A 23438-nucleotide genomic window follows, 5' to 3' on the forward strand; every position below is an offset into this window, starting at 1 on the left:
TTTTTCCTCTCTGGGAGCCCGGGAGCTCGGAAGATTCGGCATCAGAAAATTCGGGGATCGGGGATCGGGGATCGGGGATCGGGGATCGGGGATCGGGGATCCACGAATCCGGGGATCCGGGGATTCAGGACTTCGACGCCGAGACCCTCAGGCCCGGCGAGACGACGGCGCGCCGGAGCGCGGTGAACGCGATCTGGACGACGAGCGCGAGGGCGACGACGACGGTGGAACCACCGATGACCAACCCGTAGTCGTTGCGGGAGAGTCCGTCGACGATGTAGCGGCCGAGGCCGCCGAGACCGGGGTAGGCGGCGACGGTCGCGGTGGCCACGACCTGGATCGCGGCGACCCGCAGTCCGAGGAGGATCAGCGGCAGCGCCATCGGCACCTCGACCCGGGTCAGGATCTCCCACTCGGTCATGCCGACCCCGCGCGCGGCGTCCCGGGTGGCGGGGTCCACGCCCCGTACCCCCTCGAAGGTGTTGATGAGGATCGGCGGGACCGCCAGCGCCACCAGGGCGACCAGTACGGGCGTGGTGCTGAGCCCGGCGAGCGTGACGACGAGGACGACCAGGCCGAAGGTGGGGATCGCGCGGGCGAGGTTCGCCACGCTGGCCACGGCGAAGGCGCCACGGCCGGTGTGTCCGACGAGCAGTCCGAACGTCAGGCCGATGAGGGCGGCGAACAGCAACGACAGTCCGCTGTAGGTGAGGTGCTCCACGAGTCGTCGCGGGATGCCCTCGTCTCCGTGCCACTGCGCCGAGGACGTCAGCCAGTCCCCCACGAGCTCCATCTGGTTCAGGAAATCGTTCATGCCGACGTCACCTTGTTCCGGGACCACGGGGTGAGCAGCCGCTGCGCCAGGACCAGCAGCGCGTCGGTGGTGAGCGCGAGCAGCATGATCAGGACGATCGCGGTGACGATCGGGGTGGGGAAGTCGAGTTGGAGGCCGCGGGTGATGTAGTAGCCGAGGCCGCCCTGGCCGATCAGCTGTCCCACGGCGACGAGGCTGATGGACGAGACCGCGGCGACGCGGACACCGGCGATGACGACGGGTACGGCGATGGGCAACTCGACCTGGACGACCCGGCGTACGGCGCCGAATCCCATGGCGGTGGCCGCGAGCCGGACGGGTTCGGGGACCGAGGCGAGGCCGTCGACCACGTTGGGGACCAGTACGGACAGGGTGTAGAGCGTCAGCGGGATCATCACCGTCTGTTCGGTCAGCCCGGTGTAGCGGACGAAGATCATGAACAGGGCGAGGGACGGGATCGAGTACAGGATGTTCGACACGGTCAGCACGGGCGGGTAGAGCCAGCGCCAGCGGTGGCACAGGATGCCGAGCGGCACGGAGATGATCAGCCCGAACAGCACCGGCAGCAGGCCGAGTCGGAGATGGATGCCGGTGTACTCGGCGAGTTCGGCCGTGTGATCGGCTATCCACTGCCACCGGACCAGCGGTTCGTCGTCGCTCATCGGTCACCGCCGCCCGGGGTGTCGGCGGAGGCCGTCTTGTCCACGGGCGACGCGGACTCGGCCGGCGCGGACCCAGCGGGCGCGGGGCCCGTCGGCTCGGACTCGGTCGGCGCGGACTCGGTCGGCGCGGTCGCCGTCGACTTGCCCTTTGCCGACGCGTCTTCGGCGGACCCGGCGGCGGTCGCCCCCGCGGACCGCTCGGCGGCGACGGCGCCGGCGGACAGCTCGTAGGCGTCCGCGACTCCGGCGACGGCGCCCTCCGCGTCGACGGCCACCGCGAGGCGGGCGGGTGACAGGAGCGCCGAGTCGAGGGCGGCCCGTGCCGAGTCACCGACGAGGCTGAAGGTGTGGCCGAGGGGGACCAGGGGCGCGTCCGCGAGGGTGCCGGCGTCCGGCAGTGCGTCGGTCGCGGCCCAGCCGAGGGGGCGCCGGGCGTCGTCGACGACGAGTACCCAGGGCGCGTCCACCGCCCTGGCCTCGGCGACGGGAGAGGTGGCCGACAGCACCGGGCCGTCGCGCAGCGGCAGTTCGGCCGCGTCGACGAAGGAGAGCCGGCGGATGCCCCGGTCCTGCCCCACGAAGTCGGCCACGAAGTCGTCGGCGGGCCGGGCGAGCAGCCGCTCGGGGGTGTCGAACTGGGCGAGCTTGCCGCCCGTGCGGAACACGGCGATGTTGTCGCCGAGTTTGATCGCCTCGTCGATGTCATGGGTGACGAACACGATCGTCTTGTGCAACTCCTTCTGCAGCCGGATGAACTCGGCCTGCAACTCCGCCCGCACGATCGGGTCGACCGCGCTGAACGGCTCGTCCATCAGCAGCACCGGCGGGTCGGCGCCCAGTGCCCTGGCCACCCCGACGCGCTGCTGCTGCCCGCCGGAGAGCTGGTTCGGGTAGCGCTTGGCCATCTCGGCGGGCAGGCCCACCAGTTCGAGCAGTTCCGCCGCCCTGGCCCGCGCCTTCTTCTTGCCCCACCCCAACAGCAGCGGAACGGTGGCTATGTTGTCCAGGATGGTGCGGTGCGGGAACAGCCCCGCGTGCTGGATCACATATCCGATGCCCCGGCGCAGCTCCGGCGCGTTGACCTCCCTGATGTCCCGGCCGCGCAGGCTCACCGTGCCGTCGGTCGGCTCCACCATGCGGTTGATCATGCGCAGGGTGGTGGTCTTGCCGCAGCCGGAAGGACCGACCAGGACCGTGATGCCACCCTCGGCCAGCTCCAGGGACAGGTCGTCCACCGCTGTCGTGCCGTTGGGATATTTTTTGCTCACCGCGTCGAATCTGATCAAGACTGCCCCTTACCCGACTGTATATGGCCATTCAGAGTCGTCGGTGACTGAATGACAGTCAATGGGATTCCGTGAACGGCACGTTACGTTCACACCAAGCCGGACCGGAAATGTCCAGATCATTCAGCTTCCACCCTTTGCGCTCCCTCCGGGCAGGGTGCCCTGGCCCTCGCCCTCGACACCCTCGCGCCGGCGCTGGCGCAGACCGCGTCGGTCTCCGCCGACCCCCGTCAGGGCGCGGCGGCCGTCGAGGACGACTCGACCAACGCGGCGCTCGGCGCCCGGCGGCTGCCGACGATGCCGGCCCGGCCGCGGCGGTTGCTCGCCGTGGAGGCCGTGGTCGCCGCGCAGGCGGTGGATACGGCGGCACCGGCCGCACTGGGGCGGGGACCGGAGTTCCTGCGGCGCGCGATCCGGGAAGTTGTTCCCCGCCTGGAGGACGACCGGCCGTGCGGGGTGGACGTGGAGGCGGTGCGCCACGCCATCCTGGAATCCGACGACGTCCGGAGCACACCGCGCGCCCTGACCGGGGAAGCGTCGGCCTTGTGAGAGGAACGGCATGACCAACTGCGACGTGCACCAGCATCTGTGGACCCCCTCGCTGGTGACGGCCCTGCGCGCACGCCGCGAACCACCGTTCCTGGACGGCTGGACCCTGTTCCTCGACGGGGAGCCGCCCTACGAGATCCCGCCCGCCGACCACGACACCGCCCGTCGTGCGGACCTCGCCGGCGCCGACGGCCTCGGCCTGGCCCTCGTCTCGCTCTCCTCCCCGATCGGCGTGGAGTGGCTGCCCGCGGCCGAGGCACGCCCCCTGCTCGACGCCTACCACGACGGCTCGGCCGCGCTCCCCGAGCCGTTCGGCGCCTGGGCCGCCGCCTGCGTACGGGACGTCGACGCGAAGGCGACGGCCGAGGACCTCGACCGGGGCTTCGTCGGCCTCCAGCTCCCGGCGAACGCCCTTGCCGACGCGGCCGGTTACGCCCGCTGCGCCCCGCTCCTCGACCTCCTCGAAGAACGCGGCCTCCCGCTGTTCGTCCACCCGGGGCCCGCGCCCGGCGGCGCCGAGGGGCCCGGTTGGTGGCCCGCGATGGTGCCCTACGTGCAGCAGATGCACTCCGCCTGGTTCGCCTTCCGCGCCCACGGTCGGCCCCGTCACCCCCGTCTTCGGGTGTGCTTCGCCCTGCTGGCCGGGCTCGCCCCGCTCCACGGGGAGCGCTTCGCCGCCCGCGGCGGCGGGAGCGACGCGGGGGTGGACCCGGGCGTCTTCGTCGAGACGTCCTCCTACGGACCGACCGCCGTCGAAGCGGTGGTCCGCGCCCTCGGCGTGGACGCCGTCGTCCAGGGCTCCGACCGCCCCTACGCCGAGCCCCCGCAACAGCCCGGCTTCGGCCTGGGCGGGGCGGCGGCGTACGCCTTCCGCATCGCCAATCCACGGCGACTGCTCACCGGGACGGAGTGGCACGCCGGTACGCCCGGAGCACGGTGACCGTCCGTCAGCGGCCGGAGCGGATCAGCCCCGTGAGATAGCGCCACAGCGAGGAACGCTGCCGGGCGGACACGTCCGGCGTCACCGGCCGCGCCGCACCCGCCGCCGGGTCGTCCACCGGCGGCCGTTCGGGCATCGGCGCGAGTTCGTACCGCACGGGCAGTGAACGCAGGCCCCGCATGAAGGGCGAGGAGCGCCAGGGCAGTTGGTCGACGGGGAGGGCGAGGTCCAGGTTGGCGAAACGCTCGAACAGCCGGCCCACTCCGACGGCGGCGACCGTCGAGGCGAGTTCGCGTGCCGGGCACTGGCGCGGGCCCGCGCCCCAGGACAGGTGCGCCCGGGTGCTGACCGTCGTCGTACTGGGTGCCACGTGGTCGGCGAAGAGCGGGTCGGCGTGCGCCGCGGCGGAGGAGACCCAGACCGGGTCGCCCGCGCGGATCGTGTAGTTGCCGAGCTGGGTGTCCCTGGCCGCGAACCTCGGCACGAAGTTCACCAGCGGCGGCTTGCGCATGACGACCCGGTTCATGGCCTCCCGGACCATGCCGGCGGAGAGGCTGGCCCGCACGCTGTCCTCGCCGGAGAGGACCTCGACGACCGTGTTGGAGATGAGAATGCCGACGTGGTCGGACGTCATGCCGAGCAGCATGAACAGTTCGCGGGCCAGCTCGTCGAGCGACAGGTCCGGGTGAGCGGCCAACAGGTAGGAGGGGAAGTCCTCGCCCGGCGACTTCAGCTTCAGCTCCGCCAGTTCCGCCAGCGCGCCCAGCAGCCGGTCCAGGGCCGGCCCCGCGTCGGGTCCCGCGTCCAGTACCCGCCACATGTCCATCAGGGCGTCGTCGCCCTGGGAACCGGGGAAGCCGAGCAGATGGCTGGCCACCATCAGCGGCAGGGGCCGGGAGAACTGGGCGGACAGGTCCGCCAGCCCCGTGCCGCCGGCCTCGCCCATCAAGGTGATCAGCTCGTCGGCGTAGGCGGTCACGGCCATCTTGAGCCGTTTGGCCTGGGGGTTGCGCGGGTCCTGGAACGGCTTGAGCGCCTGGTCCCACGCCGTCCGCAGCGTCCGGTAGCCGGGTCCGCCCTGGATCAGTACGTGGTTGACCTCCAGGGAGGGACCGAGCGGCCAGTCGGCCGGGACCCTGCCCTCGGTCCTGGCCCGCCAGTTCTCCAGGCCCTTGGGCCATCCGTCGTCGTCCTGGAGCACCTGGAGCGCTTCGCGGTAGCCCAGCACCAGCCAGGCGGGTACGCCCAGCAGATCGACCGGCGCCACCGCGCCGTGCCGTTGCCTCAGCCGCTCGTACACCAACGACGGGCGCGTCTCGTAGTCCCGGGTCAGCAGCGGTTCGGGAGACATCGCCTCCAACCCCGCACCGTCCAGTTCCACGGACACGCCCTCACCCGACTGGGTTTCCCTCACCATGCCGCCCCTCCGACACTCCCCGTACCGGCCCACCTTCAGTCGGTAGCCGGAACGTGGGGACCCTACCCCAGGGTCACTTCCGGGGGAACGCCGGGCATCACCACTCACAGCTCCGGCCCCGTGACTCACAGAGGTGGACACGGCGGCGGCACCGCCGCCCGTCACCTCCCGGCGCGGGCGGCCTTGACGAACTCCCTGATCAGACCGGGGTCCTTGACGCCTCGGCTCTGCTCCACGCCGCTGGAGACGTCGACGCCCCAGGGGTCGGTGGCGGCGACGGCGTCGCGCACGTTCTCCGGGGTGAGGCCACCGGCGAGGAGCCACTTCTCCCCGGCGGCCGCCAGCGGCTTGCTCGCCCAGTCCCAGGCGATGCCCGAGCCGGGGACGGGCGCGTCGAGGAGGAGCATGTCCTCACCGAACTCCCCGCAGCGCGGCACCGAGTCGCCGAACGCCGCGGCACGGATCAGGGTCCAGTCGCCGGTCGCCAGGTCGTCGTAGTAGGCGCGGTCCTCGGGGCCGTGCAGCTGGATCGCCCGGATCCCCGACTCGGTGGCCAGGGACCGCACGCCGTCGAGGGGTTCCTGGCGGAAGACCCCGACCGTCAGGACGTGCTCCGGCACGCGGCGGCTCAGCCGTGCGGCGGTGGCGGCGTCGACCTGGCGCGGGCTGGCCGAGAAGACGAAGCCGATGGCGTCGGCGCCCGCCTCGACGGCCGTGTCGACGTCCTGCTCGGTCTTCAGACCGCAGATCTTGATGAAGAGGGAGTCCCTGGAGTTGCTCACGGCCCCAGCCTGCCGTATCGGCGTCGGCCCGGGGACGGCGGCCACCCGCTCCGGCTCGACCGGCCCGGTCAGCGCCACGCCCCCGACAGACGCCGGGTGACGGCCGCGCTGAGCGTCCGCACGCCCCGGGTCGAGCCCGGGTCGATGCCGGTGAGTTCCCGTACCCGGCGCAGGCGGTAGTCCAGTGTGCGGGTGTGGACGTTGAGGGCGGTCGCCGTGGCGCCGCGGTGCATGTCGTGGCGGTAGTACGCGTCGAGGGTGACCAGCAGGTCCGGGCCGGAGTCCAGCCTGCGGGCCAGCGAGCGCAGCCATGCGTCGACGAACGGCACGTCCGAGACGGCGAGTTCGACGAAGACGTCCGCCAGGGCGTGCGGCCGCAGCCGGGCGGAGGCGCGCCGCAGCGGGGCCGCCCGGCCGATCCGCCGAGCCCGGTCCAGGGCCTCGGCCAGCTCGGGCAGCGGTGCGGTGGCGGTGCCGACGGCGCACGGGCGGCCGAGGGCCCGGGCGAAGTCCCGTACGAGTTCCGGCAGGTGGTCGGGGGCGAGATCGGGTAAGAGGTCGGGAACGGCGTGCGCCGGTACGTTCTCCGCTTCCGCGGCGCCGGAATTCAGGGGAACCAGCGCGATCAGCTCACCGCTCCCGTCGGCGTCCTCCGGCCCCCACATGACCGGCACCCGGTGACTCTTCACCAGCGTTTCGATCTCGTTTTCCAGGAAACGGTCGACGGTGGGAGGGTCCGGCAGCCGGAACACGGTCACCGCGCAGTAATCCGGCAGTTCCATGTCGACGGCCGCGGCGAGTTCCGCCGATATCGGATCGCCGCTCAGTAATGACCGGGCCAGCAGGGCGACCTGCTCGGTGTACGGCATTCGGCGGCGCAGTACGCGTACGAATCCCCGGCGGTAGGCGCCGATACCTCGCTCGCCCTGCGGGGCGAACCAGGTCATCATCCGCATGAGTTCGTCGACACCGCCGCCGCGCTGGGCGTCGGTCGCCTCGTTGATCTCGCGCAGCATGAGCGCGGTGTGCACGCGCAGCACCCGCTGCCGTGCGTCGAGCGACATGCCCGCACCGGCCCGCAGCTCGCCCATGGACGCGATGTAGCCAAGATCGTTGCTGCTCAACTCGCTGTTGTCCGGCGACAGTTCGACGGTCCGGTGGCGGAACCAGACCGAGTGGTCCAGCGTCTCGGCCCGCGCCCGGGGGTCCTTGTCCAGGAACCCGAACTCCGGGATCTCGCGTGTGTACGTCTCTACCTCCCGGCGGGCGTTGGTCGACGCCTGACGGGCCAGTTCGGCGAAGAGGCTCCCCATGGACGCGAGCATGTCATTCCGGACGAACCGGCCGACAGACGAGATCCGGACGGCGTTCATCACTCCGCATAAATCGGCGGCAACTATGCCGACAGGGTTTTTGTCACAGTGCGCAAAATTCCCGGATCAGGGCGTTCCCGTCACCCCTTCCGCTTGTGGAGGAGTCGTAAAACAGCCTTAATGAGAGCCGCGTACACGCCCGTGGGGGAAGACCGAGGCCAATCATTCCGGTGCGACTCCGGAAGGGCTCCGGCAATCAGTACGGGCACGGGTACCGAAATACCTCAGTCAGGCGCCACACAAGGGCGCTCGCCCGAACGGGAGGGAAACTCCGATGAAAGCAGGCACGCGAAAGAGAATCACGGCGGCGATGGCGGTCGCGGTCACGTCGACGGCGCTCATGCTCGGCACACCGGGCACCGGATCGGCCGCCCCCGCCGCCGCCCCCAGCCTGCGCGCGTACGGAATCAGCGGCGACGGCACCCTGATGGCCACGTTCACGACCGACCGGCCGGACGTGCTCAACTGGGTGCGGGCCATCACCGGCCTCAGCGGCGACACGGCCCTGATCGGCATCGACTTCCGGGTGCAGAACGGCGTGCTGTACGGCGTGGGCAACAAGGGCGGCATCTACACGATCAAGTACCCGCCGGCCACCACCCAGGACGTCGAGGTCACCAAGGTGTCCCAGCTGCAGTACGCGCTGAACGGCACCAACTTCGGTGTCGACTTCAACCCGGCGGCCGACCGGCTGCGCGTGATCAGCGACAACGGACAGAACCTGCGGCACAACCTGGGCGACCACACGACCATCCAGGACGTCAACCTCACCACCCCGCCGATCGAGGGCACGACCAAGGGCGTCTCCGCCGCCGCCTACACGAACAACGACCTCGACGGGTCCACCGCGACCACGCTGTTCGACATCAACACGACCAGCGACCAGGTCGTCATCCAGTCCCCGGCCAACAACGGCACACTCGCCGCGACCGGCAGCCTCGGCATCGACGCCCAGATCAACGCCGGCATGGACATCTACAGCACCCTGAGCGGCGGCAAGACGGTCGACAACGCCGCCTTCGCCACCCTCACCCCCTACGGCGCGAGCACGCCCTCCCTCTACAGCGTCAACGTCTTCACCGGGCAGACCACCCTCGTGAACGATGCCGCCAAGTCCAAGTTCCCCCTGAACATCACGGACGTGGCCATCTCCCTCACCGGCAGCTGACCCCACGGACCTCACCCTCGCCGCGGACCGGCCACGACCGGACCGCGGCGAGCCGGAGCCCCGTCACGTCACCGCATCTTCTCCAGGTCGAGGTCCGACCCCACGACCAGGGTCACCACGCCCGCCGCGGCGTCCGCGGACCGCGTGGCCTTGGCGTCGGGCAGCCGCGAGGCGAGAACCTTCGCCTGCTTGGTGAGGTCGGCCGGGTAGGCGACCGTGGTGACGTCGGTGTTCTCGGGCGCGTTCCCCGTGCCGACGACGGTGAAGCCGGCCGCGCGCAGCTTCTCGGCGACGGCGGCGGCGCGTCCGTTGACACCGGTGCCGTTGAGGACCTGGACGCGCACGGTGGACGCGTAGATCAGGTCGTTCTTGGCCTGTGCCTGCAGCCGCTTCTTGTCGACCTCCTTGTCGCCTGCGAGGGAGGTGAACAGGTCGGCGGCCTGCGGGTACTGCCAGACGATGTTGGCCTTGTCGGCGGGGACGTCGGCCTCGCGCGGGTAGTTGGGGACGGTCAGGAACGTCAGCCGGTCGCTCGGGATGCCCTTCAGCTCGGAGGCGAGGTCGTAGAGCGGGTCGATACCGGCGAGATCCTCGTCCGTGGTCAGGGACTTGGTGGCGGACTGCAGGAAGTCGTAGAGCGAGGTGGGGCTGGTCAGCTTGGACTTGGCCTTGGCGGCCAGGGCCTCCATGAACTCCTGCTGGCGGCCGATGCGCCCGATGTCGGAGCCGTCGCCGACGGCGTAGCGGGTCCGTACGTAGCCGAGCGCCGTCTCGCCCTTGACGGTCTGGCAGCCCGCCTTCATGTCGAGCAGGGCGTTCTCGTCGTAGATGGCCTGCTCGGGGCAGACCTCGATGCCCTCCAGAGCGTCGACCATCCCCTTGAAGCCCTGGAAGTCGACGGACATGAAGCTGTCGATGCGCAGACCGGTGTTGGCCTCGACCGTCCTGATCGAGCAGGCGGCCGCGCCGGCGACCTCGCCGCTCGTACCGCCGATCGCGAACGCCTCGTTGATCTTCGCCAGATGCGGACCGGAGGAGCTGCCGTCACCCTTGTCGCACGCCGCTATCTCGACCCACGAGTCACGCGGGAACGACACCACGGTGGCCCATTCGCGGTTGGCGGGGATGTGCAGCACCATCAGCGTGTCCGACTGCATGGTGGTCAGGTCCTTGCCGTACTTCGCGTTCGCCCCGTCACGGCTGTCCGAGCCGACGACCATGATGTTCTTCGAACCCGGGCTGAGATTGACCGGTCGGTCCCCGCCGAGCTTGCCGTCCACGTCGGCGCCCGTGATGTTGTTGTCCAGGTCCTTGTAGACCCAGGCGCCGACACCTCCGACACCGAGGACGAGCACGGCCGCGCCGCCGGCGAACCAGCTCACCGTCCGGCCCCGCCGCGTCAGCCGCGTCCCCCCGCCCACGGCACCCGCGCGCCGCCTTCCCGTACCGCTCACCGGCCTTCCCCCACCTCGGCCGCATCCGGCCGGTCGACTACCCCCTGGGCGTCCGGTAGTTGTGATCACCGAACCCGCAGGACTCTACATGCATGTAGATATACGGATCGGCGCCACACACGTCTCATCACGCCCCGCGCCCACCGACGTCACAGAGGGGTCGCAGCGTACGGAATCAGGGCCACCGTCCCGGCCGAGGCGGCCGATGACCTCACCGACACGGCCGCGCCCCACGCCTGCCGGCCCCACCGAGGCGAACGGCGACGGCCGTCGGCCACCGCGGGCGCCGGGCCCAGCAGGGCCGCCACGCGGCGCGGCACCGGGCGCGACGCCTCGAAGCCGGCGAGCGTGGCCACCGGTGAGGCGACGGACAGGAGCGCTGCCCGGCCGATCGCGCGCGGCCGGACGGTCGGCGGCAACCGGTGGTGTCGGGCGACGAGATGGGCACGCTCATGGGCGAACAGCGCGCGCCGCTCGGCCGGTTCCCGGCACGACAGCATGACCTTGGCGGCCACCACACAGTCGCGGCGCCGCTCCGGCGGGATGTACGCGTACGGCACTTCCTCAGCAGTACGGCCACCTCGGTGTCCGGCAGTCCGGCCAGGGCCCCGGTGGCGCTGCGGCGCACCCGCCCGTGCCGCCGCAGGGTCCGGCCACGGGCGCCAACAGCGCGGCGAGCAACGCGGGATGGCCGGCCGACCGGCGACCGCGTCGGACGGCACCACCGCGCCCACCTCGGGGTCGGACCAGCCATCCGGCAGCGGTTTGCGGGCAGTTGGGCCTGTGCTGACCACCATCGCCAGGCCCGGACGCACCGTGCCGCACACCGCCATCACCCCGGCCACGCCGTGAGCGGCAGGCCCAGCGGCAGCGAGACGAACACCCCATGGGGCTTCGGTCGTCCCCGAGGGTTCGGTCGTCCCCGAGGGTTCGGTCGTCCCCGAGACTTCAGCGCCGTCCCCGACGCTTCAGCCGTCCCCTTCACCCTTCGCCCGATCGAGCAGCTCGCGCAGCAGCCGTTCGTCATCCGGCTCCAGGGAGGTGACGAAACTGGCCAGCACGGCCTCGCGGTCGCGCTCGCCGTCGAGGACCCGGCGCATCCGGTGCGCGGCCAGGCCCGCCTGGTCGGAGGCCGGGGTCCACACGAAGGAGCGGCCGGAGCGCTCCCGGGTCACCGCGCCCTTGGCCAGCAGTCGGGTCAGGATCGTGATCACCGTCGTATAGGCGAGGTCTCCGCCGAGGCGTTCCTGCACCCACCCCGCGCTCTCGGGGCCGTCCGCCTCGCCCAGCGCTGTCAGGACGAGTGCCTCCAGCTCGCCCTGCCCCCGCCGCCGGGGACGCTGCTGGTCCGTCACGCCCTGTCTCCTTCCGGTGCCCGATCGTATCCACATCACGATCTACAGAATTGTAGAAGCAGAGCGGCCCCAGGGCCCCTCACTTTCTACAGTTCTGTAGATCCCGAATCCCGGCAGGGCACTGCGACATCGACGCATCGGCCTACTGCTCGCGCCTCCGCAAAGGTGCTCTCCGACGGGCGCTTCGTCGTCTACAGCCACCTCACCGGCCCGGCCGGTGACGGCGAAGGCGAAGACGAAGACGAAGACGAGTCGGTCAAGGTCAACCTCGCGGCCGTGCCCGCCGGGGCCGGGCGGACCGGCGAGTGATGGGACGGACGCGACCGAAGCCAGACGCGGGGCGACGAGGGGGACGCCGTCGAGGCCGGGGCTGCCGACCGCGCTGTTCTGTACGGCGCCGAGGGGACACCCTGCCCTCGCGTCGCATCCCACTCCACCGGACCAGACTCGACCGGCCCGGCGGCAGGCCCTGTCGCACCGCGGCCCGCACCCGCACCCGCACCCGCGCCGCTGCCGCAACGAGGACCCGTCCCTCCGGGCCCTGCGGCTGGCCAGGGCCCGGAGGGACGGGTCCGGATGGGTCCGGACCGAGCGAACTCGCCGCGCGGCCGCCGGGTCAGCGGAGCGAGCCCCCGGAATCGTCCCGCTTTGCCACGCACAGAGCCCAGATGATGAAGGCCGAGAAGGCGATCATCACGATGGACCAGACGGGGTAGTACGGCAGGGACAGGAAGTTGGCGATGATGATGAGGGCGGCGATGGCGACGCCGGCGACCCGCGCCCACAGGGACTCCTGGAAGAGACCCAGGCTGACGAGGACGGCCACGGCGCCGAGGGCGAGGTGGACCCAGCCCCAGCCGGTGAGGTCGAACTGGAAGACGTAGTCGCTGGTGGCGACGAAGACGTCGTCCTCGGCGATGGCCATGATGCCCCGGCAGACGTCGAGGACACCCGCGATCATGAGCATGACGGCGGCGAAGGCTGTCAGCCCCTCGGCGAAGGGCCGTGACCGCTTGGTCGGATGCACGTGCCCGCTGTGTGTGGCGGTCATACCGATACCTCGATTCCGTGTGCGGTGCCCTCAGCGCCCCGGGGCGGACGGGCCGGCGCCCGCGCCCGCCGAGGTTCCGTGGCCGCTCAGGACCAGTTCCTTCGCGCGGCGGAACTCGTCGTCCGTGATGTCGCCGCGTGAGCGGATCTCGGACAGCCTGGCGAGTTCGTCGACACTGCTGCCTCGTCCGTCCCCGCCCTGGGCCGTCTCGCGGATGTACGAGTCGAGAGCGGCCTGCTGCGCACGTGCCTGTGCCACCTCGCGACGGCCCATGTTCTTCCCGCGCGCGATCACATAGACGAACACGCCCAGGAACGGCAGCAGGATGGTGAAGGCCAGCCAGCCCGCCTTGGCCCAGCCGCTCATGTCGTCGTCGCGGAAGATGTCGACGACGACCCGGAAGAGCAGCACGAACCACATGATCCACAGGAAGAACACCAGCATGGACCAGAAAACGCTCAGCAGCGGATAGTCGTACGCGAGGTACGTCTGACCACTCATATGTCTCTCCTCCGTCCCGGGCGCCCGCCCGGCAGGTGTTCTCCGCCGTTCGCGGCGCGCCCACAGCGCCGTGCTCGGCGCCGTTTTCAGCGTGCCCACGGCAAGGGCCGGGCGGCCTCACCCCGGGCGGGTGAGCCCGGCCTCGTCCGACTCGGGGGCTGCCGCGGGGTCCGCCGCGGCGGCGAGTACCGCCACGACCGCCAGTAGGGCCATGACCAGGACGGCGACGAGGACGGCGACGAGGACGGCCGCGCCGACCGTGGGGCGGTTCCGGAGGACGAGTGCCAGGGCGCCCGCCCCGAGGACGACGCCGTTGGTCCACCGGGGGTGGGGGTGGGCGGCCAGCCGCCGTCCGGACTGTCCGGTGCTCACCCCGGCGCTCCGCAGCGCCCGCCCGGCCGACGTGGTGCCGGTCCGGGCCAGGGCCCGCACCCGGCGGGCGCCCCGCCCCGGGCCGTACGGAGGAGGCGGCGAGGGGCGCGAGCAGGAGGGTGACCACCAGCAGGACGGCGGCGCCCGCCTTGCGCAGTTTCCGGTGGCGTACGCCGGCGTGCCGCCGGAGCCGCTCCTACTCGGCGCGCTCCTCGGAGGTCAGGGTGTGTCCGGCCGCGCGCCGGACGAGCCGGCACCGCCCGGCCCGGTTCCGCCGCCTGAGCCGGTTCCGTCTTCCGGTCCGGAGTGGGGCGGTGGAGTCCTTGCCCGAGACCATGAGGTTCGTCCTCCGGTCGAGGGCAGGCTCAGGTGGTTCCGGCGGCCTGCCCTTGGGACCCCGTGAGGCCCGCCCGGTGGAGGGCGGCCCGCCAGGCGAGTGCGACCGCCGCCTCGGCCAGGCCGATCAGGACGAGCCACAGGCCGAGCAGCCGGGTCAGTGCCGTCGCCGACTCGGTCGGCAGGGCCAGCACCACGATCCCCGCGACGATGCCGAGCACCGCGGCGCCGAGGACGAAGCCTCGGTGGGGCAGGTCCCTGGAGGCGAGGGCGGTGTAGAGGGTGAGGATGCCGGTCGCCAGCCAGACGATCCCGACGATCAGTGAGAGCGCGGCGATCGTCTGCAGCGGGTTCCTCAGGCAGAGCACCCCGGCCAGGACGTACAGCAGCGAGAGGAGCAGCCCGGACAGCCGCTCGCCCCGCTCTTCCCGGGCGAAGACGTCGACGAAACGGAACGCCCCGATCGCGAGCAGGTACAAACCGATGAGGACCGCGAGGACGTGCAGGGTCCCGTCCGGCCAGACCAGGACGATGACGCCCGGCACCAGCGTGGCCAGCGCCGAGCCGAGGATCCACTTCCAGGACCGGCCGACCCTCCCCAGCGTCTCCGCCGGGTCGCCCATCACTCCGGGATCCGCCCCGCCGGGCCGGCGGTCCGCCCCACCGGGCACTCCGTCGGCGCCGCCGGGCCTGTCGTCCGCCCCGGTACGCGGTGCCGGGCCATGGGACTCGGTCATGGCTCCTCCTCGCGCGGCCGAGCGGGCCGCTTCCGCACCGCCGGCACGCGGCGGTGTGCGGTGATCTCACCGGACCAGCGTCCCGCCACCCGCCGGCCGCCGGATCACCCCCGACGGGTGATCCCGGCGCACCGCCGGGGCGGGGAGGGTGGGGGTGGGCCCGGCCGGCTGTTCAGGAGGTGCGTGTCATGACCGTATCGAGCGCATTCACGGCGTCGCTGTCCGTGGCCGAGAGGGCGGCGTACGGCCGGGACGCGCGCAAGCGCGCCTCGCGCTCCTGCCACGGCTGGTTCGAGGCGGACAAGGACCACGAGCGAGCCGACCCGATCGAGGTGATAGAGCGTCAGTCGGCCACCCGGCTCACCGAGTTGGTTCCCATCCGCTACGGCCGCATGCTCGAGTCCCCGTTCCGCTTCTACCGGGGCGCCGCGGCGATCATGGCGTCGGATCTCGGGTCTCTCCCCAACACCGGCCTGACGGTGCAGCTCTGCGGTGACGCCCATCTGCTCAACTTCCGGCTGCTGGCCTCGCCCGAACGCCATCTCGTGTTCGACATCAACGACTTCGACGAGACGCTGCCCGGGCCGTTCGAATGGGATGTGAAGCGGCTGGCGGCCAGCTTCGCGATCGCGGGCCGGGCCAACGGCTTCTCGGCCGACGAGCAGAACGGCGCGGTGCGGACGTGTGTGAAGGCGTACCGGCGGCGGATGCGCGAGTTCGCCGGGATGCGCACCCTGGACATCTGGTACGCGCAGGACGACGCCGACCGGTTGGGGGAGCTGGTGGCCTCGTCGATGGACAAGGAGAGCAGACGCCGTACCGCCGAGGCGACGGCGAAGGCCCGTACACGCACCCATCTCCAGGCCTTCGAGAAACTCACCCGGGTCACGGCCGAGGGCCGGCTGATCGCGCCCGACCCACCACTGATCACACCGCTCCGGGACCTGCTGGCGGCCCCCGCCGCGGAGGGCCAGGAGAAGGAGCTCCAGAACGTGCTGGACCAGTACGTGCGGACCCTGTCGTCCGAGCGCCGGCATCTGCTGCGCCACTACCACGTCGTCGACATCGCCCGGAAGGTGGTGGGCGTCGGCAGCGTGGGGACGCGCTGCTGGATCGTGCTCCTGCTCGGCCGCGACGACACCGACCCGCTGCTGCTGCAGGCCAAGGAGGCGCAGGAGTCCGTCCTCTCCGCCCAGCTCGGCGGCGACAGCTACGACAACCAGGGCCGCCGCGTGGTGTCGGGGCAGCGGCTGATCCAGACGACCAGCGACATCTTCCTGGGCTGGACCCACGTCGTCGGTCTGGACGGGCTCGAACGTGACTTCTACGTACGGCAGTTGCGCGACTGGAAGGGCATCGCTCGGCCGGAGACCATGGATCCCGGCCTGCTGCGGCTCTTCGCGCGACTGTGCGGCGCCAGCCTGGCTCGGGCCCACGCCCGCTCCGGCGACCCCATCGCCATCGCCGCCTATCTGGGCGGCAGCGACCGCTTCGACCGTGCGCTCGCCGAGTTCGCGCAGTCCTACGCCGACCGGAACGAGCGGGACTTCGAGGCGCTGGGCGTCGCCGCCCACACGGGCAGGGTCCACGCCGAGAACCTCTGAGACACCGAAACGGCCTTCTCCGGCCCACTGCGGCGCGCGGGTCCGGCCCACTCCGGCGTGCAGGAGTGGGCCGGACCCGCGTGCAGGAGTGGGCCGGACCGCGTGCAGGCTTCGGCTCACTCCGGCAGCTGGCGCATCTCCAGGACCCGCAGGCCCAAAGACTGGCAGCGAGCCAGCAGCCCGTACAGATGCGCCTCGTCCACGACGTGCCCGAACAGGACGGTGTGGCCGGACATCACCACGTGGTCCAGCTCGGGGAAGGCTCTGGTCAGCGCCTCCGACAACTGTCCGTCGACGCGGATCTCGTAGCGCATGTGCGGTGTTCCCCCAGGGCCTGGTGCGGGCGGGCTGCGCCCCTTCTCCTAGCGATCGTCCGTCCCGACCACCGGCCGGGCCTCACCCCGGGAAGGTGAGTCAGTGGGTCAGGCGGCCAGGGGGCAGTGGGTCAGCGGGTCAGTGAGTCAGTGGGTCAGTGGGTCAGTGGGTCAGATAGAGCTTGAACCCGATGATGAGGAGGCCGAGCAGCAGATTCACCGAGGCGGTGGCGGCCATCAGCCCCCACGAGGCGTGGGCCCGGCGGGCCGCGGCCGCCGACCAGCCCACCTGTCCCGCGACGGCCACCGAGAGCGCCAGCCAGAGGGCGCCCGACACATCGAGGCCGAGGAGCGGGCTGACCGCGACGGCGGCCGCCGGGGGGACGGCGGCCTTGACGATCGGCCACTCGTCGCGGCACACCTCCAGCACCACCCGGCGGTCCAGACCCCGGTGCGCCAGCCGCGCACCGAACAGTTGGGCGTGCACATGCGCGATCCAGAACACCAGGCCGGTGAGCAGCAGCAGAAGGACGAGTTCCAGGCGGGGATAGGGCCCCGGGGCGCCGGCGCCGATGATCACGGAGGAGGCGAGCATGGATCCGTAGACGCCGCCGGTGTAGTCGGCACGGGCCCGGCGCTCGGCGCGGGACGTGGCGTGCCCGGTGGTGGACATCGTCGCGGCCTCCTCTCGGGGGCGGCGCGCCGAGCGGCGCTTCCCCCGCGTCCGGTTTTGGCGGCCGAGACGGCGATCGGCCGGATCCCCGTTCTCACCCGCCGTCCGGGTCACCGACCGAGTGCGTCGAGCGACGCGCGACGCGCGACGGCCGGGGCGCCGGTCCCGGGCGGCTCCGGCCGGTCCGTCCCCGGCGGCTCCGGCCGGTCCGTCCCCGGCGGCTCCGGCCGGTCCGTCCCCGGCGGCTTCGTACGGTCCGTCCGCCCGCTCGGCAGTTGCGCGGTGACCAGGAAGGCGGCGAGGGTGATGCCGCCGGTGGCGAGGATCGCCGCCTGCAGACCGTTCAGCCGGGCCGACGCGTAGGAGTCGGCGATGGCGTCGACCTCGGACGGCGGCAGTCCGGCGCGCTCGGCGGCCGTCCGCACCCGGTCGGTGGGGACGAAGCTGATCCCGGCCTTTTCGCCGAGTCGGCCCCGGAACGCCGGTGGGCGCCGGCCGGGCAGCGACCACCGCCGACCGGCCGCCACCTCCATCGCAGCTCAGGAGCCCTGTCGCCGCCTCACCCGCTGCGGGCGAGGCTGCCACCGCGCCGCTGGTGACCACGGACCGTCGGAGCCGTGAACAGAACATGCCGACCGCAGCTCGCGCGCCCGGCGCACCGCATCGCCATCGCCATCGCTACCGCCTGGCCCACACCAAGGCTCTGGCTGGGCGGGCCGCCGCCGGCTGCGAGCGGGGCCGGGTGCCGGCGCGGATCTTGCGACCGCGCCGGCACGTCTCATGCGCCGATCACTCCGTCGATCTGTTCGCGGATGAGGTCGGCATGACCGTTGTGACGTGCGTACTCCTCGATCATGTGCACCATGATCCAGCGCAGGGAGACACCCTGATCGCCGACGTGACCCGCTTCCTGTGCGGACAGGCGGCCGGAGTCGTCCAGCGACGCGTCGGCGATCAGCTCACGGCCCCGGGCGATCTCCGCCTGCCAGGCAGCCGTCGCCTCGTCGAGTCCTCGTTCCGGCTGAAGGGCAAAGCCGTCGAGGTTGCTCTCCTCGAAGACCGGCGACACATCCTGACTTGCGAATACACGCTGGAACCAGTTGCGCTCCACCTCAGCCATGTGCTGAACGAGACCGAGCAGCGTCATCGACGAGGGTGACGCCGCTGTGAACCTTAATTGATCATCTTTGAGGCCCGAACACTTCAGGACCAGAGTCGCACGGTGAAAGTCCAGCCATGCCTCCAGCATGGCGCGCTCGTCGGCATGCGCGGGTGGGATGGGCCGTCCATCCGGTGTCGTATTCATACGCACACCCTGGCAGCAGCAGTCGTGGCCCACGACCGTCTTCGCCGGCGACGAACATGCGTCTCGCCCATCTCCCGGGCGAGCCAGTGACAACGGCGGCACTCCGCCGGCTCGTCAGCCCGCCGCTTGCTGGAGGCCGTCGAGGATGAGGTCCAGTCCGAATGCGAACTCGTCGCCGTAGGCGTACCCGGGACGCATGACATGAGCGGTCGCGATCTCGGTCAGGTACGGGTACTCGCCATCGCCGAAACCGCTCATGATGGAATCCGCCAGTTCGGCGGTCTCCTCCGGGGAGTCGAAGGGCAGGGTCTTCTCCTGCAGGGCGAACCCGTAGATGTAGCTGTCGAGAACCGAGACGGCGTGGGCGGTCAGGGTGAGGGAGAACCCGCCCTGACGCAGGCAGCCGAGAACGGCGTCGTGGTGACGCAGAGTGGCTGGGCCCGGAGTCGACCGTGACTCCATCAGCCCGATGGCCCAGCGGTGGCGGGACAGCACCAGGCGCATGGAGACGGCCCGCTGCCGCATCGCCTGTCGCCAGTCGACACCCGGCGTGGGCACCTCGACTTCGCCGAACACCAGGTCGACCATGCCGTCGATCAGGTCCTCCTTGTTGGCTACGTGGTTGTACAGGGACATCGCCTCGACTCCGACGGCCTCACCGAGCTTGCGCATGCTGAGCGTCTCCAGGCCGCCGACGTCGGCGAGTTCGACGGCGGCATGCAGCACCCGCTGCCGGGTGAGGGTCTCGCGGGTCGGCTGCCGGACGGTACGTCGGGTCACGGTGGACATCACTTCCTCTTTCGGTCTCCCAGCATTGACGAGCTTACGCCGTAAGTGTTGTACTTACGGCGTAAGCCTGACTTACAGCGTAAGTACGCGAGCGTGGGAACGGGAGCAGGGACGATGCGGAACATGAGTGAGCCGATCGCAACCACCGGTGGAACCGCAACCATGGCGTCCGTCGTACAGGAGCGGTACGGAGCAGAGCCGGAAGCCGTGCTGCGCACCGCACGGCTCGCCCGGCCCGGCATCGGGCCGGGCGAGGTCTTGGTACGTGTGCTCGCCTCCAGCGTGGACCGGGGCACCTGGCACATGATGGCCGGTCTGCCGTACGCGATCCGGCCCGTGAGCGGCCTGCGCAAGCCGAAGCTCCCCAACCCCGGCCGCAACCTCGCCGGTGTCGTCGAAGCGGTCGGCCCCGAAGTGACCGGCTTCGCGCCCGGCGACGAGGTCTACGGCACGGCAGTGGCCGCGTTCGCCGAATACGCCGCCACCCGTCCTGACAGGATCGCTCCCAAGCCGACCGGACTCACCTTCGAGGAGGCGGCGACGGTACCCGTCAGCGCGCTCACCGCACTCCAGGCGGTTCGCGACAAGGCCAAGGTCCAGGAGGGCCAGCAGGTCCTGATCACGGGAGCCGCCGGCGGCGTAGGCACCTTCGCCGTCCAGCTCGCCCACGCCTTGGGCGCCCGGGTCACGGCCGTCGCGAGCACCCCCAAGCTCGACGCCGTACGAGCGCTGGGCGCCGACCACGTGATCGACTACACGCGCGAGGACTTCCTCGCCGTCCCGCGGCGCTACGACGCCATCATCGACATCGCGGGCAACCGCGGTCTGCGGGATCTGCGCCGCGCCCTCACCCCCCGCGGCAGGCTGGTCATCACCGGCGGCGGGACGAACGGCCGCTGGCTCGGCGGCACCGACCGGCAGCTCCGCGCACAGCTGCTGTCCCCGTTCACGGGCCGGCACCTGGGCACCTTCATTTCCTCCGAGCACGCCGACGGGCTGCGCGACCTGACCGTTCTCATCGACACAGGCACGCTCAGCCCTCTCGTGGACCGCGTCTACCCGCTCACCGAGACTGCCGCGGCCCTCCGCCACCTTCTCGCCGGCCGCGCCACGGGCAAGGTGGCGCTCGCCCTGCCCGCGGAGTGACGCCGCAGGCCGATGCCGGCACCTTGCCGGCACCTTTCCGGCACCTTTCCGTCCACCAGCAGCTTCAGCGATGAGTTTGGGCGGCGGATCGGGTCTGCCCTGGTATGACTCGCATCATCGCTGACATCTCGGTCTCCCTCGACGGCTTCGTCACCGGGCCCGACCCCGGCCCGGACAACGGTCTGGGCACCGGCGGCGAGGCCCTGCACACCTGGGCATTCTCCGACGACCTCGACGACCGCCGGGTCCTGCGTGAGGCGACCGCCCGCTCGGGCGCCGTCGTCCTCGGCCGCCGGCTCTTCGACGTGGTCGACGGGCCGCACGGCTGGGACGACAAGACCGGCTACGGCGCCGGCGAGGTCGGCAAGCCCGCCTTCGTCGTCGTCACGAGCTCGCCGCCGGAGTCGGTGCGGCTCACCGGCCTCGACTGGACGTTCGTCACCACCGGTCTGCCCGACGCCATCACCGTCGCGCGCGAGCGCGCCGAGGCGGCGTCGTCGAACAGCGGCAAGAACCTCGACGTCGTCCTCATGGGCGGCGGCGCCACGATCGGCTCGGCGCTCGCCGCAGGGCTGGTCGACGCACTGACGCTGCACCTCGCCCCCGTCGTGCTGGGCACCGGGACGCCACTGTTCACCGGTGGAGCACCGCGCATGCTCGTGCAGCGGAGCGTGACCTCGACGTCGACCACGACGCACCTGACCTACGACGTGGTCCGGTGATCCGATGACCACCGTCAACGTCAATGAGATCGCCTTGGGCATCGAGTCGTTCGGTGACGACGACGCGCCCCTCGTCCTGCTCGCGGGCGGGACAACGATGCTCTCCTGGCCCGACGCGCTGTGCGAGCACCTCGCCGCCGGCGGGCGCCGCGTGGTGCGCTACGACCTGCGCGACAGCGGAGAGTCGACGACGGCGGACCCGGAGGCACCCGCCTACACCCTGCGCGACCTCGCCGCCGACGCGGCGGCCCTCGCTGACGCGCTCGGTGGCGGGCCCGCGCACCTCGCGGGGATCGGCGTCGGCGGGATGGTCGCCCAGGTGGCCGCGCTCGACCATCCGGGCGCGTTCTCGGCGCTCACCCTGGCCGGCACCCGCGCGGTTGCGCCCGGCCCGCCTGACGACGACCTCCCCGACCATGACCAAGCGACGATGAGCCGACTGTTCGCGCATCCGACGCCCGACTGGACCGACCGCGAGGCGGTGGCGGAGTTCGCCGCCGACGGCGCGGAGGTCCGCGGCGACGACCCCGTCGCCGTGCGCGCGATCGCCGCGCGCATATGGGACCGCACGCCCGGCACCGCACCCCCGGTCCAGATGGCCAACCAGATGGGCATGGTGTTCTCCAGGCTCGACTGCAAACCCCGCTGGCGCGAGCGCCTGCGCGCGATCGATGTCCCCACGCTCGTCGTCCACGGCCGCCGCGACCGGTTCTTCCCCGTCGGCAACGGCGAGGCGATCGCGCGCGAGATCCCCGGGGCGCGGCTGCTCGTCCTGGAGGAGGCCGCCACCGCGATCCCCGAAGCAGCGGTCGGAGAGGTCGCCGAGGCGATGCTTACGCTCGGGGGAGGACGGCGCGTGCCGGGGGTATGACATCCGCGCTCGCCGCGCGGCGGCGAGCGCCGGATCTGCTGGTGACCTGCGAACAGGGGCCGCGGTGAGGGACGCGGGGGCTGGGCGGTGGGTGATTCCGTAGGCACGGGTGAAGTGGTCGGCCTCCATCGCGCCCGGGGAGTCAAGGTCGTCGGTCTGCTCCGCCGGGGGCGAGGGCCGGCTGGAGTTCGGCCTGCTGGAGTTCGGCGAGCAGCTCACTCTGGCCGGCGAGCAATTCGGTCAGGATCCGGCGAGCCGCACGCAGGAGTTCAGCCACATCACCACCAGCCAGCGCGTAACTGACGGTAGAGCCCTCCCGAATGGAGACCACGATCCCCGAACGGCGGAGTACACCAAGCTGTTGGGAAAGGCTGGACGGTTCGATCTCGATCTCGCTGAGCAGGTCGCGTACGGCAAGAGGACCGCTTTGCAGCAGTTCCAGGACCCGGATACGTACCGGGTGCCCGAGCATGCGGAAAAACTCGGCCTTGGCCTGATAGAGGGGGACCTGCATCAGAATCGCTCGCTCCCTGCCGCGTTCGAGGGCTTTCTCCGGGCACGGTGGCCCGTGCGTCCGCCGCAGGCGGTACCGCGCAGACCAATCTTCGTGGATCCGGCCTCGCACACCCATGGGATTGACCGGATCTGGATATGCCCAGTTGAAGAAATCTTCAAGTCATGGGCGTGCGAGGCCACGAAGCGCGGCGCCTTCTACACCTCGAGTCCGACCTCGATGCGCTTGAGCTGGTGGCGGGCCATGGCCAGGTTCGATTTCGCCCGGTCGAGCACGAGGTAGAGGAACAGTCCATTGCCGCCACGGCCCTTGAGCGGCTGGATGATGTGGTACTGGTTGCCGAGTGTGATCAGCACATCCTCGATCGCACCGTTGAGTCCGAGGTGTTCCATGGTGCGGGTCTTGGCACGAATCACGTCCGTGTTGCCCGCCGCCGCGACGGTCAGGTCGAGGTCCTTGCCTCCCCCCAGCGTGCCCAGCGCCATACCGCTGGTGTAATCGACGAGCGCGGTCCCCAACGCGCCCTCGATGGACGTCATGATCTCCTTCAGGGAAATCTCCACATTGCTCATACCAGCATCTCCTCCTGGACATTGCGCGGCCGGGCATCGCCCTCTCCGCCGGTGCCAGGACCCTACGAACCACCCATGCCCGGCACCCCTGTTGTTCCGGTACTGAACAAGGGAGCCCCGAATTGCCGGA

The 23438-nt window shown here is 71.2% G+C and carries 27 protein-coding genes and 1 pseudogene; 8 read left to right on the forward strand and 20 right to left on the reverse strand.

The annotated features are described in order from the left end of the window. Positions 1–124: 124 nt before the first annotated feature. The 3 genes from OG202_RS05990 to OG202_RS06000 are packed head-to-tail and all read right to left on the reverse strand — an operon-like array spanning position 125 to position 2762. On the reverse strand, positions 125–814 hold the full coding sequence (locus tag OG202_RS05990) for an ABC transporter permease (protein ID WP_326584799.1): 690 nt from the start codon (positions 812–814) through the stop codon (positions 125–127). Beyond that, a complete protein-coding gene (locus OG202_RS05995; protein ID WP_326584798.1) occupies positions 811–1476 on the reverse strand; it encodes an ABC transporter permease in 666 nt (221 codons plus the stop codon). Before OG202_RS05995 ends, OG202_RS05990 begins: the two co-directional genes overlap by 4 nt. Next, positions 1473–2762, reverse strand: coding sequence for an ABC transporter ATP-binding protein (locus OG202_RS06000; RefSeq protein ID WP_327731066.1), 1290 nt, complete (start codon positions 2760–2762; stop codon positions 1473–1475). The genes OG202_RS05995 and OG202_RS06000 overlap by 4 nt, the downstream gene beginning before the upstream one ends. Before the next feature lie 297 nt (positions 2763–3059). Between OG202_RS06000 and OG202_RS06005 the strand changes: the two genes are divergently transcribed. Together OG202_RS06005 and OG202_RS06010 are read left to right on the forward strand one after the other, a co-directional pair. Further along, a complete protein-coding gene (locus OG202_RS06005) occupies positions 3060–3311 on the forward strand; it encodes a hypothetical protein (protein ID WP_327731065.1) in 252 nt (83 codons plus the stop codon). Positions 3312–3321: 10 nt separating this feature from the next. Further along, positions 3322–4251: an amidohydrolase family protein gene (locus OG202_RS06010; protein WP_328222440.1), complete on the forward strand. Its 930-nt coding sequence runs from the start codon at positions 3322–3324 to the stop codon at positions 4249–4251. A 7-nt stretch (positions 4252–4258) separates the two neighbouring features. On the opposite strand, the gene OG202_RS06015 is transcribed toward OG202_RS06010, so the two are convergent. The 3 genes from OG202_RS06015 to OG202_RS06025 form a co-directional block, all read right to left on the reverse strand. Next, positions 4259–5668 (reverse strand): cytochrome P450, encoded by a 1410-nt coding sequence (locus OG202_RS06015; RefSeq protein WP_328222442.1) that lies wholly within the window; start codon positions 5666–5668, stop codon positions 4259–4261. A gap of 161 nt (positions 5669–5829) precedes the next feature. Further along, positions 5830–6450, reverse strand: a complete 621-nt coding sequence (locus OG202_RS06020) for a phosphoribosylanthranilate isomerase (RefSeq protein ID WP_328222444.1) — start codon at positions 6448–6450, stop codon at positions 5830–5832. Positions 6451–6518: 68 nt separating this feature from the next. Continuing rightward, positions 6519–7763, reverse strand: coding sequence for a PucR family transcriptional regulator (locus tag OG202_RS06025; RefSeq protein WP_328222446.1), 1245 nt, complete (start codon positions 7761–7763; stop codon positions 6519–6521). Positions 7764–8097: 334 nt separating this feature from the next. Between OG202_RS06025 and OG202_RS06030 the strand changes: the two genes are divergently transcribed. Continuing rightward, on the forward strand, positions 8098–8991 hold the full coding sequence (locus OG202_RS06030; RefSeq protein ID WP_326584791.1) for a DUF4394 domain-containing protein: 894 nt from the start codon (positions 8098–8100) through the stop codon (positions 8989–8991). A 68-nt stretch (positions 8992–9059) separates the two neighbouring features. On the opposite strand, the gene OG202_RS06035 is transcribed toward OG202_RS06030, so the two are convergent. The 3 genes from OG202_RS06035 to OG202_RS06045 all read right to left on the reverse strand — a co-directional run bounded on the left by OG202_RS06035 (position 9060) and on the right by OG202_RS06045 (position 11836). Continuing rightward, a complete protein-coding gene (locus OG202_RS06035) occupies positions 9060–10445 on the reverse strand; it encodes an LCP family protein (protein ID WP_443052216.1) in 1386 nt (461 codons plus the stop codon). A gap of 149 nt (positions 10446–10594) precedes the next feature. Further along, complete coding sequence (locus OG202_RS46435) at positions 10595–11005, reverse strand: M48 family metalloprotease (protein WP_405892643.1); 411 nt, start codon at positions 11003–11005, stop codon at positions 10595–10597. A 408-nt stretch (positions 11006–11413) separates the two neighbouring features. After that, the gene (locus tag OG202_RS06045) at positions 11414–11836 is read right to left on the reverse strand and encodes a BlaI/MecI/CopY family transcriptional regulator (RefSeq protein WP_405895983.1); all 423 of its coding nucleotides are present in this window, start codon (positions 11834–11836) and stop codon (positions 11414–11416) included. A 129-nt stretch (positions 11837–11965) separates the two neighbouring features. Here OG202_RS06045 and OG202_RS06050 point away from each other — a divergent pair, with 129 nt between their 5' ends. Further along, positions 11966–12109, forward strand: coding sequence for a hypothetical protein (locus OG202_RS06050; protein ID WP_405892644.1), 144 nt, complete (start codon positions 11966–11968; stop codon positions 12107–12109). Between the two features lie 307 nt (positions 12110–12416). Here the strand turns inward: OG202_RS06050 and OG202_RS06055 are convergent, their stop codons facing one another. The 4 genes from OG202_RS06055 to OG202_RS06070 form a co-directional block, all read right to left on the reverse strand. After that, complete coding sequence (locus OG202_RS06055; protein ID WP_327731061.1) at positions 12417–12851, reverse strand: DUF7144 family membrane protein; 435 nt, start codon at positions 12849–12851, stop codon at positions 12417–12419. Between the two features lie 30 nt (positions 12852–12881). Continuing rightward, a complete protein-coding gene (locus OG202_RS06060; RefSeq protein WP_327731060.1) occupies positions 12882–13352 on the reverse strand; it encodes an SHOCT domain-containing protein in 471 nt (156 codons plus the stop codon). Positions 13353–13469: 117 nt separating this feature from the next. Further along, positions 13470–13724: a hypothetical protein gene (locus tag OG202_RS06065; RefSeq protein ID WP_327731059.1), complete on the reverse strand. Its 255-nt coding sequence runs from the start codon at positions 13722–13724 to the stop codon at positions 13470–13472. A 365-nt stretch (positions 13725–14089) separates the two neighbouring features. Then, the gene (locus OG202_RS06070) at positions 14090–14797 is read right to left on the reverse strand and encodes an HdeD family acid-resistance protein (protein ID WP_327731058.1); all 708 of its coding nucleotides are present in this window, start codon (positions 14795–14797) and stop codon (positions 14090–14092) included. 188 nt (positions 14798–14985) lie between these two features. Here OG202_RS06070 and OG202_RS06075 point away from each other — a divergent pair, with 188 nt between their 5' ends. After that, the gene (locus OG202_RS06075) at positions 14986–16401 is read left to right on the forward strand and encodes a DUF2252 domain-containing protein (RefSeq protein WP_327731057.1); all 1416 of its coding nucleotides are present in this window, start codon (positions 14986–14988) and stop codon (positions 16399–16401) included. Between the two features lie 116 nt (positions 16402–16517). Here OG202_RS06075 and OG202_RS06080 read toward each other — a convergent pair whose 3' ends face one another. From OG202_RS06080 to OG202_RS06100, 5 genes and pseudogenes are all read right to left on the reverse strand, one after another. Next, positions 16518–16715, reverse strand: coding sequence for a hypothetical protein (locus OG202_RS06080; RefSeq protein ID WP_326584781.1), 198 nt, complete (start codon positions 16713–16715; stop codon positions 16518–16520). A gap of 163 nt (positions 16716–16878) precedes the next feature. Then, complete coding sequence (locus OG202_RS06085) at positions 16879–17388, reverse strand: hypothetical protein (protein ID WP_326584780.1); 510 nt, start codon at positions 17386–17388, stop codon at positions 16879–16881. A 110-nt stretch (positions 17389–17498) separates the two neighbouring features. Further along, a pseudogene (locus tag OG202_RS06090) lies at positions 17499–17846 on the reverse strand (hypothetical protein); the annotation flags it as partial. A 320-nt stretch (positions 17847–18166) separates the two neighbouring features. Next, entirely contained in the window at positions 18167–18694 is a 528-nt protein-coding gene (locus OG202_RS06095; protein WP_327731056.1) for a DinB family protein, read from the reverse strand. A gap of 114 nt (positions 18695–18808) precedes the next feature. Beyond that, entirely contained in the window at positions 18809–19483 is a 675-nt protein-coding gene (locus OG202_RS06100) for a TetR/AcrR family transcriptional regulator (protein WP_327731055.1), read from the reverse strand. A gap of 123 nt (positions 19484–19606) precedes the next feature. Here OG202_RS06100 and OG202_RS06105 point away from each other — a divergent pair, with 123 nt between their 5' ends. The 3 genes from OG202_RS06105 to OG202_RS06115 all read left to right on the forward strand — a co-directional run bounded on the left by OG202_RS06105 (position 19607) and on the right by OG202_RS06115 (position 22222). Continuing rightward, positions 19607–20629, forward strand: coding sequence for an NAD(P)-dependent alcohol dehydrogenase (locus OG202_RS06105; protein ID WP_327731054.1), 1023 nt, complete (start codon positions 19607–19609; stop codon positions 20627–20629). Between the two features lie 104 nt (positions 20630–20733). After that, positions 20734–21351: a dihydrofolate reductase family protein gene (locus OG202_RS06110; protein WP_327731053.1), complete on the forward strand. Its 618-nt coding sequence runs from the start codon at positions 20734–20736 to the stop codon at positions 21349–21351. A gap of 4 nt (positions 21352–21355) precedes the next feature. Then, positions 21356–22222, forward strand: coding sequence for an alpha/beta fold hydrolase (locus OG202_RS06115; protein ID WP_327731052.1), 867 nt, complete (start codon positions 21356–21358; stop codon positions 22220–22222). A 142-nt stretch (positions 22223–22364) separates the two neighbouring features. Here OG202_RS06115 and OG202_RS06120 read toward each other — a convergent pair whose 3' ends face one another. Then, the gene (locus OG202_RS06120; protein ID WP_326584774.1) at positions 22365–22736 is read right to left on the reverse strand and encodes an ArsR/SmtB family transcription factor; all 372 of its coding nucleotides are present in this window, start codon (positions 22734–22736) and stop codon (positions 22365–22367) included. A 197-nt stretch (positions 22737–22933) separates the two neighbouring features. Next, positions 22934–23308, reverse strand: coding sequence for a hypothetical protein (locus OG202_RS06125; RefSeq protein WP_326584773.1), 375 nt, complete (start codon positions 23306–23308; stop codon positions 22934–22936). Positions 23309–23438: the final 130 nt, after the last annotated feature.

Origin of the sequence: Streptomyces sp. NBC_00310 (assembly GCF_036208085.1) — a bacterium.
GTDB lineage: Bacteria > Actinomycetota > Actinomycetes > Streptomycetales > Streptomycetaceae > Streptomyces.

Bases quoted from the DNA above. Each gene is read 5' to 3' on its own strand.
- OG202_RS06030 (WP_326584791.1), top strand. From the start codon at position 8,098: ATGAAAGCAGGCACGCGAAAGAGAATCACGGCGGCGATGGCGGTCGCG.
- OG202_RS06070 (WP_327731058.1), bottom strand. From the start codon at position 14,797: ATGACCGAGTCCCATGGCCCGGCACCGCGTACCGGGGCGGACGACAGG.
- OG202_RS06110 (WP_327731053.1), top strand. From the start codon at position 20,734: ATGACTCGCATCATCGCTGACATCTCGGTCTCCCTCGACGGCTTCGTC.
- OG202_RS06100 (WP_327731055.1), bottom strand. From the start codon at position 19,483: ATGTCCACCGTGACCCGACGTACCGTCCGGCAGCCGACCCGCGAGACC.
- OG202_RS06055 (WP_327731061.1), bottom strand. From the start codon at position 12,851: ATGACCGCCACACACAGCGGGCACGTGCATCCGACCAAGCGGTCACGG.
- OG202_RS06015 (WP_328222442.1), bottom strand. From the start codon at position 5,668: ATGGTGAGGGAAACCCAGTCGGGTGAGGGCGTGTCCGTGGAACTGGAC.
- OG202_RS06010 (WP_328222440.1), top strand. From the start codon at position 3,322: ATGACCAACTGCGACGTGCACCAGCATCTGTGGACCCCCTCGCTGGTG.
- OG202_RS06075 (WP_327731057.1), top strand. From the start codon at position 14,986: ATGACCGTATCGAGCGCATTCACGGCGTCGCTGTCCGTGGCCGAGAGG.
- OG202_RS06115 (WP_327731052.1), top strand. From the start codon at position 21,356: ATGACCACCGTCAACGTCAATGAGATCGCCTTGGGCATCGAGTCGTTC.
- OG202_RS05995 (WP_326584798.1), bottom strand. From the start codon at position 1,476: ATGAGCGACGACGAACCGCTGGTCCGGTGGCAGTGGATAGCCGATCAC.
- OG202_RS06120 (WP_326584774.1), bottom strand. From the start codon at position 22,736: ATGCAGGTCCCCCTCTATCAGGCCAAGGCCGAGTTTTTCCGCATGCTC.
- OG202_RS06080 (WP_326584781.1), bottom strand. From the start codon at position 16,715: ATGCGCTACGAGATCCGCGTCGACGGACAGTTGTCGGAGGCGCTGACC.
- OG202_RS06005 (WP_327731065.1), top strand. From the start codon at position 3,060: ATGCCGGCCCGGCCGCGGCGGTTGCTCGCCGTGGAGGCCGTGGTCGCC.
- OG202_RS06060 (WP_327731060.1), bottom strand. From the start codon at position 13,352: ATGAGTGGTCAGACGTACCTCGCGTACGACTATCCGCTGCTGAGCGTT.
- OG202_RS06025 (WP_328222446.1), bottom strand. From the start codon at position 7,763: ATGGGGAGCCTCTTCGCCGAACTGGCCCGTCAGGCGTCGACCAACGCC.
- OG202_RS06085 (WP_326584780.1), bottom strand. From the start codon at position 17,388: ATGTCCACCACCGGGCACGCCACGTCCCGCGCCGAGCGCCGGGCCCGT.
- OG202_RS06045 (WP_405895983.1), bottom strand. From the start codon at position 11,836: ATGTGGATACGATCGGGCACCGGAAGGAGACAGGGCGTGACGGACCAG.
- OG202_RS06125 (WP_326584773.1), bottom strand. From the start codon at position 23,308: ATGAGCAATGTGGAGATTTCCCTGAAGGAGATCATGACGTCCATCGAG.
- OG202_RS06095 (WP_327731056.1), bottom strand. From the start codon at position 18,694: ATGAATACGACACCGGATGGACGGCCCATCCCACCCGCGCATGCCGAC.
- OG202_RS06105 (WP_327731054.1), top strand. From the start codon at position 19,607: ATGAGTGAGCCGATCGCAACCACCGGTGGAACCGCAACCATGGCGTCC.
- OG202_RS05990 (WP_326584799.1), bottom strand. From the start codon at position 814: ATGAACGATTTCCTGAACCAGATGGAGCTCGTGGGGGACTGGCTGACG.